This window comes from Plesiomonas sp. PI-19, from assembly GCF_021368255.1.
Classification (GTDB): domain Bacteria; phylum Pseudomonadota; class Gammaproteobacteria; order Enterobacterales; family CAMTGL01; genus Plesiomonas; species Plesiomonas shigelloides.
In genome coordinates this window covers 2,768,971-2,784,487 of the sequence record NZ_JAJNMQ010000001.1, presented here as the reverse complement: position 1 = coordinate 2,784,487, position 15,517 = coordinate 2,768,971, and the positions used below count along the sequence as shown (strand labels likewise).

Annotated in this window: 27 protein-coding genes; all 27 read left to right on the top strand. The window is 50.9% G+C overall.

Annotated features, from left to right (window positions below; all coding sequences use genetic code 11):
* The first annotated feature begins 82 nt into the window (after positions 1-82).
* The 27 genes from LQ901_RS12390 (at position 83) to rpsE (ending at position 15,516) form a co-directional block, all read left to right on the top strand.
* Entirely contained in the window at positions 83-805 is a 723-nt protein-coding gene (locus LQ901_RS12390) for a transcriptional regulator (RefSeq protein WP_010862742.1), read from the top strand.
* Positions 780-1,202, top strand: coding sequence for a sulfurtransferase complex subunit TusD (gene tusD / locus LQ901_RS12385; RefSeq protein WP_064978402.1), 423 nt, complete (start codon positions 780-782; stop codon positions 1,200-1,202). Before LQ901_RS12390 ends, tusD begins: the two co-directional genes overlap by 26 nt.
* A 22-nt stretch (positions 1,203-1,224) precedes the next feature.
* Positions 1,225-1,584, top strand: a complete 360-nt coding sequence (tusC, locus tag LQ901_RS12380) for a sulfurtransferase complex subunit TusC (protein ID WP_064977132.1) — start codon at positions 1,225-1,227, stop codon at positions 1,582-1,584.
* Positions 1,585-1,699: 115 nt separating this feature from the next.
* The gene (tusB, locus tag LQ901_RS12375; RefSeq protein ID WP_152136818.1) at positions 1,700-1,990 is read left to right on the top strand and encodes a sulfurtransferase complex subunit TusB; all 291 of its coding nucleotides are present in this window, start codon (positions 1,700-1,702) and stop codon (positions 1,988-1,990) included.
* A gap of 198 nt (positions 1,991-2,188) precedes the next feature.
* Entirely contained in the window at positions 2,189-2,563 is a 375-nt protein-coding gene (rpsL, locus tag LQ901_RS12370) for a 30S ribosomal protein S12 (RefSeq protein WP_010862737.1), read from the top strand.
* A 91-nt stretch (positions 2,564-2,654) separates the two neighbouring features.
* Positions 2,655-3,125 (top strand): 30S ribosomal protein S7, encoded by a 471-nt coding sequence (rpsG, locus tag LQ901_RS12365; RefSeq protein ID WP_010862736.1) that lies wholly within the window; start codon positions 2,655-2,657, stop codon positions 3,123-3,125.
* Between the two features lie 84 nt (positions 3,126-3,209).
* Positions 3,210-5,324, top strand: a complete 2,115-nt coding sequence (fusA, locus tag LQ901_RS12360) for an elongation factor G (RefSeq protein ID WP_010862735.1) — start codon at positions 3,210-3,212, stop codon at positions 5,322-5,324.
* A gap of 81 nt (positions 5,325-5,405) precedes the next feature.
* A complete protein-coding gene (gene tuf, locus LQ901_RS12355) occupies positions 5,406-6,590 on the top strand; it encodes an elongation factor Tu (RefSeq protein ID WP_064977134.1) in 1,185 nt (394 codons plus the stop codon).
* Positions 6,591-6,918: 328 nt separating this feature from the next.
* Positions 6,919-7,230: a 30S ribosomal protein S10 gene (gene rpsJ, locus LQ901_RS12350; RefSeq protein WP_001181005.1), complete on the top strand. Its 312-nt coding sequence runs from the start codon at positions 6,919-6,921 to the stop codon at positions 7,228-7,230.
* Positions 7,231-7,261: 31 nt separating this feature from the next.
* Positions 7,262-7,891, top strand: a complete 630-nt coding sequence (gene rplC, locus LQ901_RS12345) for a 50S ribosomal protein L3 (protein WP_010862732.1) — start codon at positions 7,262-7,264, stop codon at positions 7,889-7,891.
* Positions 7,892-7,909: 18 nt separating this feature from the next.
* Positions 7,910-8,515: a 50S ribosomal protein L4 gene (gene rplD, locus LQ901_RS12340; protein WP_010862731.1), complete on the top strand. Its 606-nt coding sequence runs from the start codon at positions 7,910-7,912 to the stop codon at positions 8,513-8,515.
* Positions 8,512-8,814 carry a 50S ribosomal protein L23 gene (rplW, locus tag LQ901_RS12335; protein WP_010862730.1) on the top strand — a complete coding sequence of 101 codons (303 nt, stop codon included), beginning with the start codon at positions 8,512-8,514 and terminating at the stop codon, positions 8,812-8,814. Before rplD ends, rplW begins: the two co-directional genes overlap by 4 nt.
* 19 nt (positions 8,815-8,833) lie before the next feature.
* On the top strand, positions 8,834-9,652 hold the full coding sequence (rplB, locus tag LQ901_RS12330; RefSeq protein WP_010862729.1) for a 50S ribosomal protein L2: 819 nt from the start codon (positions 8,834-8,836) through the stop codon (positions 9,650-9,652).
* Between the two features lie 24 nt (positions 9,653-9,676).
* Complete coding sequence (rpsS, locus tag LQ901_RS12325) at positions 9,677-9,955, top strand: 30S ribosomal protein S19 (protein WP_010862728.1); 279 nt, start codon at positions 9,677-9,679, stop codon at positions 9,953-9,955.
* A 10-nt stretch (positions 9,956-9,965) separates the two neighbouring features.
* Entirely contained in the window at positions 9,966-10,298 is a 333-nt protein-coding gene (rplV, locus tag LQ901_RS12320; protein WP_010862727.1) for a 50S ribosomal protein L22, read from the top strand.
* Between the two features lie 17 nt (positions 10,299-10,315).
* Complete coding sequence (gene rpsC, locus LQ901_RS12315; RefSeq protein WP_010862726.1) at positions 10,316-11,017, top strand: 30S ribosomal protein S3; 702 nt, start codon at positions 10,316-10,318, stop codon at positions 11,015-11,017.
* An 11-nt stretch (positions 11,018-11,028) separates the two neighbouring features.
* A complete protein-coding gene (rplP, locus tag LQ901_RS12310; protein ID WP_010862725.1) occupies positions 11,029-11,439 on the top strand; it encodes a 50S ribosomal protein L16 in 411 nt (136 codons plus the stop codon).
* Complete coding sequence (gene rpmC, locus LQ901_RS12305; protein WP_010862724.1) at positions 11,439-11,630, top strand: 50S ribosomal protein L29; 192 nt, start codon at positions 11,439-11,441, stop codon at positions 11,628-11,630. Before rplP ends, rpmC begins: the two co-directional genes overlap by 1 nt.
* A complete protein-coding gene (rpsQ, locus tag LQ901_RS12300; protein WP_010862723.1) occupies positions 11,630-11,884 on the top strand; it encodes a 30S ribosomal protein S17 in 255 nt (84 codons plus the stop codon). Before rpmC ends, rpsQ begins: the two co-directional genes overlap by 1 nt.
* A 205-nt stretch (positions 11,885-12,089) precedes the next feature.
* Positions 12,090-12,461: a 50S ribosomal protein L14 gene (gene rplN, locus LQ901_RS12295; RefSeq protein WP_010862722.1), complete on the top strand. Its 372-nt coding sequence runs from the start codon at positions 12,090-12,092 to the stop codon at positions 12,459-12,461.
* A gap of 11 nt (positions 12,462-12,472) precedes the next feature.
* A complete protein-coding gene (gene rplX / locus LQ901_RS12290; RefSeq protein ID WP_010862721.1) occupies positions 12,473-12,787 on the top strand; it encodes a 50S ribosomal protein L24 in 315 nt (104 codons plus the stop codon).
* Positions 12,788-12,802: 15 nt separating this feature from the next.
* Positions 12,803-13,342: a 50S ribosomal protein L5 gene (gene rplE / locus LQ901_RS12285; protein ID WP_010862720.1), complete on the top strand. Its 540-nt coding sequence runs from the start codon at positions 12,803-12,805 to the stop codon at positions 13,340-13,342.
* 12 nt (positions 13,343-13,354) lie between these two features.
* Positions 13,355-13,660, top strand: coding sequence for a 30S ribosomal protein S14 (rpsN, locus tag LQ901_RS12280; RefSeq protein ID WP_010862719.1), 306 nt, complete (start codon positions 13,355-13,357; stop codon positions 13,658-13,660).
* 34 nt (positions 13,661-13,694) lie between these two features.
* The gene (gene rpsH, locus LQ901_RS12275) at positions 13,695-14,087 is read left to right on the top strand and encodes a 30S ribosomal protein S8 (protein ID WP_010862718.1); all 393 of its coding nucleotides are present in this window, start codon (positions 13,695-13,697) and stop codon (positions 14,085-14,087) included.
* A 17-nt stretch (positions 14,088-14,104) separates the two neighbouring features.
* Positions 14,105-14,638: a 50S ribosomal protein L6 gene (gene rplF / locus LQ901_RS12270; protein ID WP_010862717.1), complete on the top strand. Its 534-nt coding sequence runs from the start codon at positions 14,105-14,107 to the stop codon at positions 14,636-14,638.
* 9 nt (positions 14,639-14,647) lie between these two features.
* Positions 14,648-15,001, top strand: a complete 354-nt coding sequence (gene rplR, locus LQ901_RS12265) for a 50S ribosomal protein L18 (protein ID WP_010862716.1) — start codon at positions 14,648-14,650, stop codon at positions 14,999-15,001.
* Positions 15,002-15,015: 14 nt separating this feature from the next.
* Entirely contained in the window at positions 15,016-15,516 is a 501-nt protein-coding gene (gene rpsE / locus LQ901_RS12260) for a 30S ribosomal protein S5 (protein ID WP_010862715.1), read from the top strand.
* Position 15,517 lies beyond the last annotated feature (1 nt).

Here is a 15,517-nt window from a genome sequence, read left to right as displayed (position 1 = left end):
GCTTTTATTTTTCCGCGCCAGAATTGACCTTTCTGTTACAATCCATGAAAAGTTAACCTGCTGAAATCTATGCGAGATGGAAATGTCGAATGAGCTTATCTTAAATGATGTGCTGTCAGAGCACGATTTACTCGATCACCGGCCTTTCAGTGAGCAGGACCACGAGATCCTGAACTCCTACCATGCCGTGGTTGATGGTCTGGCTGCGCTGATTGGCTCACATTGCGAAATCGTCTTGCATTCGCTCGAAGATTTAAAGCACTCCGCGGTACGGATCGCCAACGGCGAAATCACCGGTCGCACCATCGGCTCACCTATCACCGATTTGGCCTTGCGTATGCTGCATGACATGGAAGATGCCAGCGTATCCCGCGCCTATTTCACCCGCGCCAAAGGCGGCGGGGCGCTGATGAAATCCATCACCATCGCGATCCGCAACCGTGAAAATCGGGTGATTGGTTTGTTGTGTATCAACATCAACTTAGATGCGCCGTTCTCGCAAGTGCTGAAAGCCTTTATGCCTGAAGAAGCGCGGGAAACGCCGTCTAACGTTAACTTCGCCAGCTCAGTTGATGAACTGGTGGCACAAACGCTGGAATTTACCATTGAGGAAGTGAACAACGATCGCAGTGTCTCCAACAACCTGAAGAACCGTCAGATTGTGTTGGCGCTGTATGAGAAAGGGATTTTTGACATCAAAGATGCCATCAACCAAGTGGCCGATCGCCTCAATATTTCCAAACACACCGTATACTTATATATCCGTCAGTTCAAAAATGATGACCTCAGTAGTGGCAGCGACTAATCCTCAACCGCTCAATTACGCCTTGTTGGTGACCGGCCCGGTGTATGGCCAACAAGCGGCGCTCAGTGCTTACCAATTTGCCGGAGCCTTGCTCGCGCGCGGCCATCGCATCAGTCAGGTTTTTTTCTACCGCGATGGGGTACTCAATGCCAACGCTCTGACGGCGCCGGCCAGTGATGAATTTCATCTGGTCAACGCATGGCGTGATCTTGCGGCCGCGCATGATATTGCGTTGAACGTCTGTGTCGCGGCGGCTTTGCGCCGTGGCGTGGTGGATGCCGCGCAAGCCGAACAAGAGCAACTGAGCGCGGCTAACTTACACCCAGCTTTTACCTTAGCGGGGTTGGGGGAACTGGCACAGGCCGCCTTGACCTGTGATCGCGTCGTGCAGTTTTAAGATCCCAAGAGAGTGCTTACCGATGAAGCGCATCGCATTTGTCTTTACCCATGCTCCACACGGCAGCGCTGCCGGACGGGAAGGGCTGGACGCCTTACTTGCCACCTCAGCGTTTAGCGAAGATCTGGGCGTCTTTTTTATCGGCGACGGCGTACTGCAACTGCTACCCGAGCAGCAACCGCAGCTGATCCTGAGTCGTGACTACATCGCCACCTTCGGCTTATTGCCGCTGTATGACATCACCCAGTGTTACGTCAATCTGCCGGATCTGCGCCGCCGCGGCTTGGACGCCCAATGCCCACTGCTGCTCAACCCACAGCGCCTAGAGCAAGATGAGTTGCTGCAGACCCTACAAGGTTTTGACACCATACTGACCTTTTGATGGCTGCCGCGCCACGGTGGCGGCGTGGTCCTGCACCGTGCTGCTGGCGCCCCATCGTGGCTGTTATTGTGTCCACCTCTGTCTTCACCTTGATCCGGATTCAAGGAGTGCCGTTATGCTGTACACCCTGTCAAGTTCACCGTTTGCCAGCCAAGCGTTGACAGACATCCTGCGTCTGGCCACTGCGCAAGACGCTCTGTTACTGTGGAGTGATGGCGTCCTCGCCGCACTTGCCGGCAGCGAGTTTGCGGAACCTCTGGCCGCCAGTCCGGTCAAAGTCTATGTTCTGCAGGCTGATGCGCAGGCGCGCGGTCTCGCAGAACGATTGCTGTCGCAGATACAAGTTATTGATTATTCAGGTTGGGTTGCGCTCACAGAGCAACATCCACAACAACTGGCGTACTGAATTGCCAGCGGCGTTGGTGATAAAATCAGCGTTTGCGGTACCCTGAATAGCCAAACTGCAGTACACTTGAAGCTTGCCTTAAATGCATATGTTGTATATTTCTTGACACCTTTAAGGCACGATCCTAGAATGCTGCGTCCCCATACTCTGGGGAGGATTTTTCACGTGTTTACGAAGTAAAACCAGGAGCTATATTTAATGGCAACTATTAACCAGCTGGTACGCAAACCGCGCACCCAGAACGTTGAAAAGAGCAACGTTCCAGCGCTGCAAGCGTGTCCGCAAAAGCGTGGCGTATGTACTCGCGTATATACCACCACTCCAAAAAAACCAAACTCCGCTCTGCGTAAAGTTTGCCGTGTTCGTCTGACTAACGGTTTTGAAGTTACCTCCTACATCGGCGGTGAAGGTCACAACCTGCAAGAGCACTCCGTAGTTCTGATCCGCGGTGGTCGTGTTAAAGACCTGCCAGGTGTGCGTTATCACACCGTTCGCGGCGCTCTGGACTGCGCTGGCGTTAAAGACCGTAAGCAATCTCGTTCCAAGTACGGTGTAAAACGTCCTAAGTCTTAATGGTTCTCCGTTAAGTAAGGCCAAACACCCATTTACAAATCAAAAACTCTTTGAGTTTTGGATAACCTGAAGTTTTAAACGGAGAATTCCTATGCCACGTCGTCGCGTGATTGGTCAACGTAAAATTCTGCCGGATCCAAAGTTCGGATCTGAGCTGTTGGCTAAATTCATCAACGTTGTGATGGTAGACGGTAAGAAGTCTACTGCTGAATCAATCGTATACACTGCACTGGACATCCTGGCTCAGCGCTCTGGCAAAGATCACCTGGTAGCTTTCGAAACTGCTCTGGAAAACATTCGTCCAGCAGTAGAAGTTAAAGCACGCCGTGTAGGTGGTTCTACTTACCAGGTGCCTGTAGAAGTACGTCCAGTACGTCGTAACGCGCTGGGCATGCGTTGGCTGGTTGAAGCTGCTCGTAAGCGCGGTGAAAAATCCATGGCTCAGCGTCTGGCGAACGAACTGTCTGATGCTGCAGACAACAAAGGTACTGCAGTTAAGAAACGTGAAGACGTTCACCGCATGGCTGAAGCCAACAAGGCGTTCGCTCACTATCGCTGGTAATACCGAAAAGTGCAGACTCTGTTGGGAGTCTGCACTTCCTATTTTCCGACAGAAGAACGCCCTTAGTTCATAGAGGAAGACATCGTGGCTCGTACTACTCCTATCGAGCGCTACCGTAATATCGGTATTAGTGCTCACATTGACGCCGGTAAAACTACTACTACCGAACGTATTCTGTTCTACACCGGTGTAAACCACAAAATCGGTGAAGTTCATGACGGCGCAGCCACCATGGACTGGATGGAACAGGAACAAGAGCGTGGTATTACCATCACCTCCGCTGCGACTACTGCATTCTGGTCAGGTATGGCTAAGCAGTATGAACCGCATCGCGTAAACATCATCGACACCCCAGGACACGTTGACTTCACCATCGAAGTAGAACGTTCTATGCGTGTACTGGACGGTGCAGTAATGGTTTACTGTGCGGTAGGTGGCGTTCAGCCACAGTCTGAGACCGTATGGCGTCAGGCTAACAAATACAAAGTACCTCGTATCGCGTTCGTTAACAAAATGGACCGTATGGGTGCTAACTTCCTGAAAGTTGTTGGTCAGATCAAAACCCGTCTGGGCGCGAACCCTGTTCCGCTGCAGCTGGCAATTGGTGCTGAAGAAGGCTTCACCGGTGTTATCGACCTGGTGAAAATGAAAGCCATCAACTGGAACGATGCAGACCAAGGCGTGACCTTCGAATACGAAGAGATCCCAGCTGACATGCAGGATCTGGCTGACGAATGGCACCAGAACCTGATCGAATCCGCTGCCGAAGCTTCTGAAGAGCTGATGGAGAAATACCTGGGTGGTGAAGAACTGACTGAAGAAGAGATCAAAAATGCTCTGCGTCAGCGCGTTCTGAACAACGAAATCATCCTGGTAACCTGTGGTTCTGCGTTCAAGAACAAAGGTGTTCAGGCGATGCTGGATGCGGTAGTTGACTACCTGCCATCCCCAGTTGACGTTCCTGCGATCAACGGCATCCTGGACGACGGTAAAGATACTCCGGCTGAGCGTCACGCAAGTGACAAAGAGCCGTTCGCTGCACTGGCGTTCAAAATCGCTACCGACCCATTCGTGGGTAACCTGACTTTCTTCCGCGTTTACTCTGGTGTGGTTAACTCCGGTGATACCATCCTGAACTCCGTGAAGTCAGCGCGTGAGCGTTTTGGTCGTATCGTACAGATGCACGCTAACAAGCGTGAAGAGATCAAAGAAGTTCGTGCGGGCGACATCGCTGCAGCTATCGGTCTGAAAGACGTGACCACTGGTGACACCCTGTGTGACCCAGATCACCCAATCATTCTGGAGCGTATGGAATTCCCTGAGCCGGTAATCTCCATCGCAGTTGAACCAAAAACCAAAGCTGACCAAGAAAAAATGGGTCTGGCTCTGGGCCGTCTGGCGAAAGAAGACCCGTCTTTCCGTGTATGGACTGACGAAGAGTCTGGCCAGACTATCATCGCCGGTATGGGTGAATTGCACCTGGACATCATCGTTGACCGTATGAAGCGTGAATTCAACGTTGAAGCGAATGTGGGTAAACCTCAGGTTGCTTACCGCGAAGCGATTCGTGCGAAAGTTACCGATGTTGAAGGTAAACACGCTAAGCAGTCTGGTGGTCGCGGTCAGTACGGTCACGTTGTGATCGACATGTACCCACTGGAGCCGGGCTCTAACCCGAAAGGTTACGAGTTCATCAACGACATCAAGGGTGGTGTAATTCCTGGCGAATACATCCCAGCCGTTGATAAAGGCATCCAGGAACAGCTGAAGTCTGGCCCTCTGGCTGGCTATCCAGTTGTTGACATGGGTGTTCGTCTGCACTTCGGTTCTTACCACGACGTTGACTCCTCTGAACTGGCGTTTAAACTGGCTGCGTCTCTTGCCTTTAAAGAAGGCTTTAAGAAAGCAAACCCAGTTCTGCTTGAACCAATCATGAAGGTTGAAGTAGAAACTCCGGAAGAGAACACCGGTGACGTTATCGGTGACTTGAGCCGTCGTCGCGGTTTGCTGCGTGGTCAGGAATCCGACGTAACTGGCGTTAAGATCCATGCTGAAGTTCCATTGTCTGAAATGTTCGGCTATGCAACTCAGCTGCGTTCTCTGACCAAAGGTCGTGCATCATACACTATGGAATTCCTGAAGTATGATGATGCGCCAAACAACGTTGCTCAGGCCGTTATTGAAGCCCGTGGTAAGTAATCCACAGGATTAAAACCCAGGTTTAAACCTAAGTCCCGTGCTCTCTCCTCAGGGGAGAGCACAATAGTAAGGAATATAGCCGTGTCTAAAGAAAAATTTGAACGTACTAAACCGCACGTTAACGTTGGTACTATCGGCCACGTTGACCACGGTAAAACTACCCTGACTGCAGCTATCACTACCGTACTGTCTAAAGTATACGGTGGTCAGGCTCGTGCATTCGATCAGATCGATAACGCGCCAGAAGAAAAAGCTCGTGGTATCACCATCAACACTTCTCACGTAGAGTACGACACCCCAACTCGTCACTACGCGCACGTTGACTGCCCAGGTCACGCCGACTACGTGAAGAACATGATCACTGGTGCTGCTCAGATGGACGGCGCTATCCTGGTAGTAGCTGCGACTGACGGCCCAATGCCTCAGACTCGTGAGCACATCCTGCTGGGTCGTCAGGTAGGCGTTCCTTACATCATCGTGTTCCTGAACAAGTGTGACATGGTTGATGACGAAGAGCTGCTGGAACTGGTAGAAATGGAAGTACGTGAGCTGCTGTCTCAGTACGACTTCCCAGGCGACGATACTCCAGTTGTTCGCGGTTCTGCACTGAAAGCGCTGGAAGGCGATGCTCAGTGGGAAGAGAAGATTGTTGAACTGGCAGGCTACCTGGACAGCTACATCCCTGAGCCAGAGCGTGCTATCGACAAGCCATTCCTGCTGCCAATCGAAGACGTATTCTCTATCTCCGGTCGTGGTACTGTAGTAACTGGTCGTGTAGAGCGCGGTATCATCAAAGTTGGTGAAGAAGTAGAAATCGTTGGTATCAAAGAGACTACCAAGACTACTTGTACCGGCGTTGAAATGTTCCGTAAGCTGCTGGACGAAGGTCGTGCGGGCGAGAACGTAGGTGTTCTGCTGCGTGGTACCAAGCGTGATGACGTAGAGCGTGGTCAGGTTCTGGCTAAGCCAGGCTCAATCAACCCACACACCAACTTTGTAGCAGAAGTTTATATTCTGTCCAAAGATGAAGGTGGTCGTCACACTCCATTCTTCAAAGGCTACCGTCCACAGTTCTACTTCCGTACAACTGACGTGACCGGTACCATCGAACTGCCAGAAGGCGTAGAGATGGTAATGCCAGGTGACAACATTCAAATGGTTGTTACCCTGATTGCACCAATCGCGATGGACGAAGGCTTGCGCTTCGCTATCCGTGAAGGTGGCCGTACTGTAGGTGCGGGCGTTGTTGCTAAGATCATCAAGTAATTGATGCTTTAAGCGCAATACCGGTAAAAGGACGCGAAAGCGTCCTTTTACTTTACTTGCGTGCAGCAAGATCATGAGTTTTACAGTGAAAGTGAACAAATCCTGATCACAGGGTTGCACTTCAGCTCAGATTGCGTATAATGCGCTGGCTTATCCGATTTGGCTAAGCTGAGTTTTAAAACTCATCGCCGGTAATTTCCACTAGTGGCCGGCAATACAACGTTCCCGATATGGGAACTACGAAAAAAGAAGCGAATCACACTTCCTCGTCAAGAACGAGTGATAGTGGGATTTTTATGTGCCTTAAGATTGTTGGAGCTCTGGTCTCATGCAGAACCAAAGAATCCGTATCCGCTTGAAAGCGTTCGATCACCGCTTGATCGATCAATCAACCGCGGAAATCGTCGAGACTGCTAAGCGCACTGGCGCTCAGGTTCGTGGCCCGATTCCGCTGCCGACCCGCAAAGAGCGCTTTACCGTACTGATTTCTCCGCACGTTAACAAAGACGCGCGTGACCAGTACGAAATCCGCACTCACAAGCGCTTGGTCGACATCGTCGAGCCAACTGAAAAAACCGTTGATGCTCTGATGCGTCTGGATCTGGCTGCCGGCGTTGACGTGCAGATCAGCCTGGGCTAATCAGGTCTTCGTACGATAAGAGGTTGATACAATGATTGGTTTAGTCGGACGTAAAGTGGGTATGACCCGCGTCTTCACTGAAGACGGCGTGTCCATCCCAGTTACCGTTATCGAAATCGAAGCCAACCGCGTTACCCAGGTTAAGACCCTGGAAAATGACGGCTACAGCGCGATTCAGGTTACTACTGGCAGCAAGAAAGCTAACCGTGTAACCAAGCCTGAAGCAGGTCATTTTGCTAAAGCTGGCGTTGAAGCTGGCCGCGGTAAGTGGGAGTTCCGTCTGGAAAGCGGTGAAGAATTCACTGTTGGCCAGGAAATTAACGTAGACATCTTCGCTGACGTGAAGAAAGTTGACGTTACCGGTACTTCCAAAGGTAAAGGCTTCGCAGGTGGTGTTAAGCGTTGGAACTTCCGCACTCAAGATGCGACTCACGGTAACTCCCTGTCTCACCGTGTTTTAGGTTCCATCGGTCAAAACCAAACTCCTGGTCGCGTGTTCAAAGGTAAAAAAATGACCGGTCACTTGGGTGACGAACGCGTAACAGTGCAGTCCCTGGAAGTTGTACGTGTTGATGCTGAGCGTAAACTGCTGCTGGTTAAAGGTGCAGTGCCTGGCGCAACTAACGGCGATCTGATCGTGAAACCGGCAGTTAAGGCGTAACGGCGGAGGAGTATAGGAATGGAATTGGTATTGAAAGACGCGCAAAGCGCGCTGACTGTTTCCGAGACTACCTTCGGTCGTGATTTCAACGAAGCTCTGGTTCACCAGGTTGTTGTTGCTTACGCTGCAGGTGCTCGTCAAGGTACCCGTGCTCAGAAAACTCGTGCTGAAGTTTCTGGCTCTGGTAAGAAACCATGGCGTCAAAAGGGCACTGGTCGTGCTCGTTCTGGTGACATCAAGAGCCCAATCTGGCGCTCTGGTGGCGTGACTTTTGCTGCTAAGCCGCAAGATCACAGCCAGAAAGTTAACAAGAAAATGTACCGCGGTGCGATGAAGAGCATCCTGTCCGAACTGGTTCGTCAGGAACGTCTGATCGTGGTTGAGAACTTCTCTGTAGAAGCTCCAAAAACCAAACTGCTGGCACAGAAACTGAAAGAGATGGCTCTGGAAGACGTGCTGATCATCACTGCTGAAGTTGATGAGAACCTGTTCCTGGCAGCTCGCAACCTGTTTAAGGTTGACGTTCGCGACGTAAACGGCATGGATCCAGTTAGCCTGATCGCGTTCGACAAGGTTGTAATGACCGCTGAGGCTGTTAAGCAAGTTGAGGAGATGCTGGCATGATCCGTGAAGAACGTCTGCTGAAAGTATTGCGTGCTCCGCACATCTCTGAAAAAGCGACTATGGCTGCTGAAACACAAAACACCATTGTGTTCAAAGTAGCAAAAGACGCCACCAAAGCTGAAATCAAAGCAGCTGTTGAAAAGCTGTTTGAAGTTGAAGTTAAAGACGTACGCACCCTGATCCTGAAGGGTAAAGTTAAGCGTCACGGTGCCCGCGTTGGTCGTCGTAGCGACTTGAAGAAAGCTTACGTCACCCTGAAAGAAGGCCAGAATCTGGACTTCGTTGGCGGCGCTGAGTAATTCGGAGGAGTAAAGAACAATGGCTATCGTTAAATGTAAGCCGACATCCCCGGGTCGTCGCCATGTAGTGAAAGTGGTTAACAACGAACTGCACAAAGGCAAGCCTTTTGCAGCTCTGTTGGACACCAAGTCTAAGACTGGTGGTCGTAACAACAACGGCCGCATCACTACTCGTCACATCGGTGGTGGTCATAAGCAACATTATCGTCTGGTTGACTTCAAGCGTAACAAAGATGGCATCCCAGCCACCATTGAGCGCCTGGAATACGACCCGAACCGTTCCGCGAACATCGCGCTGGTTCTGTATAAAGACGGTGAGCGTCGTTACATTCTGGCTCCAAAAGGCCTGAAAGCTGGCGACCAAATCCAATCTGGTGCTGATGCCGCAATCAAGGTAGGTAACTGCCTGCCAATGCGCAACATCCCAGTTGGTGCTACTGTTCACAACGTAGAAATGAAACCAGGTAAAGGCGGCCAGCTGGCTCGCTCTGCAGGTACTTACGTGCAAGTTGTTGCGCGTGATGGTGCCTACGTAACCCTGCGTCTGCGTTCTGGCGAAATGCGCAAAGTTCTGGCTGACTGCCGTGCAACTATCGGTGAAGTTGGTAACTCTGAGCACATGCTGCGCGTACTGGGTAAAGCCGGTGCAGCTCGCTGGCGTGGTGTTCGTCCTACCGTTCGCGGTACTGCGATGAACCCAGTAGATCACCCACACGGTGGTGGTGAGGGTCGTACATTTGGTAAGCACCCAGTAACTCCTTGGGGCGTTCCAACCAAAGGTAAGAAGACTCGCAGCAATAAGCGTACCGACAAGTACATCGTACGTCGCCGTAAGTAATTGACACGATTTAGAGGATAAGCCATGCCACGTTCTCTCAAGAAAGGTCCATTTATCGACCTGCACTTGCTGAAGAAGGTAGAGAAAGCGGTGGAAAGCGGGGATAAAAAACCAGTTAAGACCTGGTCCCGTCGTTCAATGATCATTCCTACAATGATCAATTTGACCATCGCCGTCCATAATGGTCGTCAGCATGTTCCAGTTTATGTTACCGATGAAATGGTTGGTCACAAGCTGGGCGAATTCGCTCCGACTCGTACTTATCGCGGCCACGCTGCCGATAAAAAGGCTAAGAAGCGTTAAGAGGTAAGAGATGGAAGCTATTGCTAAACACCGTTATGCTCGTACTTCCGCGCAGAAAGCTCGTCTGGTAGCTGACTTAGTTCGCGGTAAGAAAGTTGCTCTTGCACTGGAAATTCTGACCTACAGCAACAAAAAAGCTGCTGATCTGGTTAAGAAAGTGCTGGAGTCTGCCATTGCTAACGCCGAGCACAACGAAGGCGCTGATGTGGATGATCTGAAAATCTCCAAGATCTTCGTAGACGAAGGTCCAAGCATGAAGCGCATCATGCCACGTGCTAAAGGTCGTGCAGATCGCATCCTGAAGCGCACCAGCCACATCACTGTGGTTGTGTCTGATCGCTAAGATTCTGGAGAGTAGCAATGGGTCAGAAAGTACATCCTAATGGTATTCGCCTGGGTATTGTTAAGCCTTGGGACTCTACCTGGTTCGCCAATACCAAAGATTTCGCTGACAACTTAGACAGCGATTTTAAAGTTCGTCAGTACCTGTCAAAGGAACTGGCGAAAGCATCTGTTTCTCGCATTGTTATCGAGCGTCCAGCGAAGAGCATCCGTGTGACTATTCACACCGCTCGTCCTGGCGTAGTAATCGGTAAGAAAGGCGAAGATGTTGAGAAGCTGCGCAACGTAGTTGCCAAGATTGCAGGTGTTCCTGCTCAAATCAACATCGCTGAAGTTCGTAAGCCAGAACTGGACGCGAAACTGGTTGCAGAAAGCATCACTTCCCAGCTGGAACGTCGTGTAATGTTCCGTCGTGCTATGAAGCGCGCGGTACAGAACGCAATGCGTCTGGGTGCGAAAGGCATCAAAGTTGAAGTTAGCGGCCGTCTGGGCGGCGCAGAAATCGCGCGTACTGAATGGTACCGTGAAGGCCGTGTGCCATTGCACACCCTGCGTGCTGACATCGACTACAACACTGCTGAAGCTCACACTACTTACGGCGTAATCGGCGTGAAAGTGTGGATCTTCAAAGGTGAGATCCTGGGCGGTATGGCTGCTGTGCAACAACCGGAAAAACCGGCTGCACAACCTAAAAAGCAGCAGCGCAAAGCTCGTAAGTAAGGAGAATTGTGATGTTGCAACCAAAGCGTACCAAGTTCCGTAAGATCATGAAAGGCCGCAACCGCGGTCTGGCTGCGGGCACTGATGTAAGCTTCGGCACCTTCGGTCTGAAGGCTGTTGGTCGTGGTCGTCTGACTGCTCGTCAAATCGAAGCAGCTCGTCGTGCAATGACTCGTGCTGTTAAGCGTCAAGGTAAAATCTGGATCCGTGTGTTCCCAGACAAACCAATCACTGAGAAGCCGCTTGAAGTTCGTATGGGTAAGGGTAAAGGTAACGTTGAGTACTGGGTAGCCCCGATCCAACCTGGCAAGGTTCTGTACGAGATGGATGGCGTTTCTGAAGAGCTGGCTCGTGAAGCATTTAAGCTGGCTGCGGCTAAGCTGCCAATCAAGACCACCTTTGTAACTAAGACGGTGATGTGATGAAAGCACAAGAACTGCGTGAAAAGAGCGTTGAAGAGCTGAATGCTGAGCTGCTCAACCTGCTGCGTGAACAGTTCAACCTGCGCATGCAAGCAGCCACCGGTCAGCTGCAGCAGAATCATCTGCTGAAACAAGTGCGTCGTAACATCGCGCGTGTTAAAACTGTTCTGACTGAGAAGGCGGGTGCGTAATGACTGATAAAATCCGTACTCTGCAGGGTCGTGTAGTTAGCGACAAGATGGACAAGTCCATCGTTGTAGCTATCGAGCGCATGGTGAAGCACCCAATCTACGGTAAATTCATCAAGCGTACTACCAAGCTGCACGTGCATGACGAGAACAACGAGTGTGGCGCTGGCGATCTGGTAGAGATCCGCGAGTGTCGTCCACTGTCTAAGACCAAGTCTTGGACTCTGGTTCGCGTTGTAGAAAAAGCTGTACTGTAATTAAATCTTTACGATTTTACATACAAGCATAAAGAACCGGGTAAACGGCCCGATGGGGTCGTTTACTTTTTGTCTACCCATACTCAGTAAGCGGTGTTATAATGCGCCGCCCTAGGTAATGGGAAATCCTGACCCGAGATGGGTCCATGACAGCTCATTTATATGTCTTAGAGCTGTTAGTAGTTGACTTTAGCGGAGCACTAACATGATCCAAGAACAGACTATGCTGGACGTAGCCGACAACTCCGGTGCGCGCAGCGTAATGTGTATCAAGGTTCTGGGTGGCTCGCACCGTCGCTACGCTGGTGTCGGTGACATCATCAAGATCACCGTGAAGGAAGCAATTCCTCGCGGCAAGGTCAAGAAAGGTGATGTCCTGAAGGCGGTGGTGGTGCGCACCAAGAAGGGTGTTCGTCGCCAGGACGGATCTGTCGTTCGCTTCGACCGTAACGCTTGCGTTCTGTTGAACAACAACAGTGAGCAGCCGATCGGTACACGTATTTTCGGCCCAGTAACTCGTGAACTGCGTTCTGAAAAGTTCATGAAGATCATTTCTCTGGCACCCGAAGTACTGTAAGGAGCTGAACCATGGCTGCAAAAATCCGTCGTAACGATGAAGTTATCGTGCTGACTGGCAAAGATAAAGGTAAGCGCGGTAAAGTGACCAAGGTTTTGCCTACTGGCAAGCTGGTCGTTGAAGGTATCAACCTGGTTAAGAAGCACCAGAAGCCGGTTCCGGCAATGGGTGTAACCGGTGGCATCGTTGAAAAAGAAGCTGCAATCCAGCCTTCTAACGTTGCAATCTTCAACGCGGCTACCGGCAAGGCTGACCGTGTAGGCTTCCGATTTGAAGACGGCAAAAAAGTCCGTTTCTTTAAATCTAATGGCGAAACTATCAAGTAATTCTGGAGTAGTACGATGGCGAAACTGCATGATTACTACAAAGAGCAGGTAGTTGCGAAACTGCAAGAGCAGTTCGGCTACAAATCTGTCATGCAAGTCCCACGAGTCGAAAAGATTACCCTGAACATGGGTGTCGGTGAAGCTCTGGCTGATAAGAAGTTGTTGGATAATGCTGCGGCAGATCTGGCAGCGATCTCCGGTCAGAAACCACTGATCACTAAAGCTCGCAACTCTGTTGCTGGCTTTAAAATCCGTCAGGGTTATCCAATCGGCTGCAAAGTAACCCTGCGCGGTGAACGCATGTGGGAATTCTTTGAGCGTTTGATCAGCATTGCTGTTCCACGTATCCGTGACTTCCGTGGTTTGAACCCGAAGTCATTCGACGGTCGTGGCAACTACAGCATGGGTGTGCGTGAGCAAATCATCTTCCCTGAAATCGACTACGATAAAGTCGATCGTGTACGTGGTCTGGATATTACCATCACCACTACTGCGAAGAGCGATGATGAAGGCCGTGCACTGCTGGCTGCGTTTGACTTCCCATTCCGTAAGTAAGGTAGGGTTACTATGGCTAAGGAATCAATGATCGCACGTGAAGTAAAGCGTGCCGAATTGGTTGAGAAGTTCTTCGCTAAGCGTCAAGAACTGAAGGCAATCATCTCCGATGTAAATGCCTCTGACGAAGATCGTTGGGCAGCTGTGCTGAAACTGCAACAGATGCCACGTGATTCAAGTCCGATCCGTAAGCGTAACCGTTGCCGCCAAACTGGTCGTCCACACGGTTTCCTGCGTAAGTTCGGTCTGAGCCGTATCAAGGTCCGCGAAACCGCTATGCGCGGTGAAATTCCGGGTCTGAAAAAGGCTAGCTGGTAATTTACCACTATTTGAATCACGGGAGTAAAGACAGATGAGCATGCAAGATCCGATCGCGGATATGCTGACCCGTATCCGTAACGGTCAGGCAGCGAAGAAATTTGCGATCACTATGCCTTCTTCCAAGCTGAAAGTGGCAATTGCCAACGTGCTGAAAGAAGAAGGCTACATCGAAGATTTCAAAGTTGAAGGCGACGCGAAGCCAGTTCTGGAAATCACCCTGCGTTATTTCCAGGGCAATCCAGTTGTTGAGAGCATTCAGCGTGTAAGCCGCCCTGGCCTGCGTATCTACAAAAAGAAAGATGTGCTGCCAAAAGTTATGGGTGGTTTAGGTATCGCCGTAATCTCCACGTCTAAAGGTGTGATGACTGATCGAGCCGCGCGTCAAGCGGGTCTCGGCGGTGAGATCATCTGCTACGTAGCCTAATTAGGGGGTAGGAAAGAATGTCTCGTGTTGCTAAAGCACCAGTGGTCATTCCTGCCGGCGTAGAGGTGAAACTCAACGGTCAGGTTATTACCCTGAAAGGCAAGAATGGCGAGCTGACTCGTACTATTCATCATGGCGTAGAAGTTAACTTTGCTGACAACGCAATCACTTTCGCTCCACGCGAAGGTGTTGCGGGTGCTAACGCGCAGTCTGGTACTGCTCGTGCACTGGTTAACAATATGCTGGTAGGTGTTACCGAAGGCTTCCAGAAGAAGCTGCAGCTGGTAGGTGTTGGTTACCGTGCGGCGCTGAAGGGCAATGCAATTGCTCTGAGCTTAGGTTATTCACACCCAATTGAGCACCAACTGCCTGCTGGCGTTACTGCTGAATGCCCAACTCAGACCGAAATCGTTCTGAAGGGTTCTGACAAGCAAGTGATTGGCCAAGTTGCAGCTGACCTGCGTGCTTACCGCCGTCCTGAGCCTTACAAAGGTAAAGGTGTACGTTACGCTGACGAAGTCGTGCGTATCAAAGAGGCTAAGAAGAAGTAAGGTAACACTATGGATAAGAAAGCAGCTCGTATCCGTCGTGCGACCCGCGCACGTCGCAATATTAAAGAACTGGGTGCGACTCGCCTGGTGGTTCACCGTACTCCGCGTCACATCTACGCGCAAGTTATCGCAGCTAACGGTTCAGAAGTTCTGGCCGCTGCTTCAACTGTAGAAAAAGCGATTGCTGAGCAAGTGAAGTACACCGGTAATAAAGATGCCGCAGCCGCTGTCGGTAAAGCTGTTGCTGAACGCGCTCTGGAAAAAGGCGTTAAAGCAGTTGCTTTTGACCGTTCCGGTTTCAAGTATCACGGCCGTGTCCAAGCGCTGGCAGATGCTGCCCGCGAAGCTGGCCTTCAGTTCTAAGGTAGAGGTGTAAGATGGCTAACATCGAAAAACAAGCTGGTGAACTGCAGGAAAAGCTGATCGCGGTAAACCGTGTATCTAAGACCGTTAAAGGTGGTCGTATTTTCTCTTTCACCGCTCTGACAGTAGTGGGTGATGGTAACGGCCGCGTAGGTTTTGGTTACGGTAAAGCCCGTGAAGTTCCAGCAGCGATCCAAAAAGCGATGGAGAAAGCCCGTCGCAGCATGGTGAGCGTTGCGCTGAACAGCGGTACTCTGCAGCACCCAATTAAAGGTGCTCACACAGGTTCTCGCGTTTTCATGCAACCGGCATCTGAAGGTACCGGTATCATCGCTGGCGGTGCTATGCGTGCTGTACTGGAAGTGGCAGGCGTTCGTAACGTTCTGTCCAAAGCGTACGGCTCTACTAACCCGATCAACGTGGTACGCGCTACCATCGACGCTCTGGCTAACATGAAGTCTCCTGAGATGGTCGCTGCTAAACGTGGCAAATCCGTTGAAGAAATTCTGGGGTAAT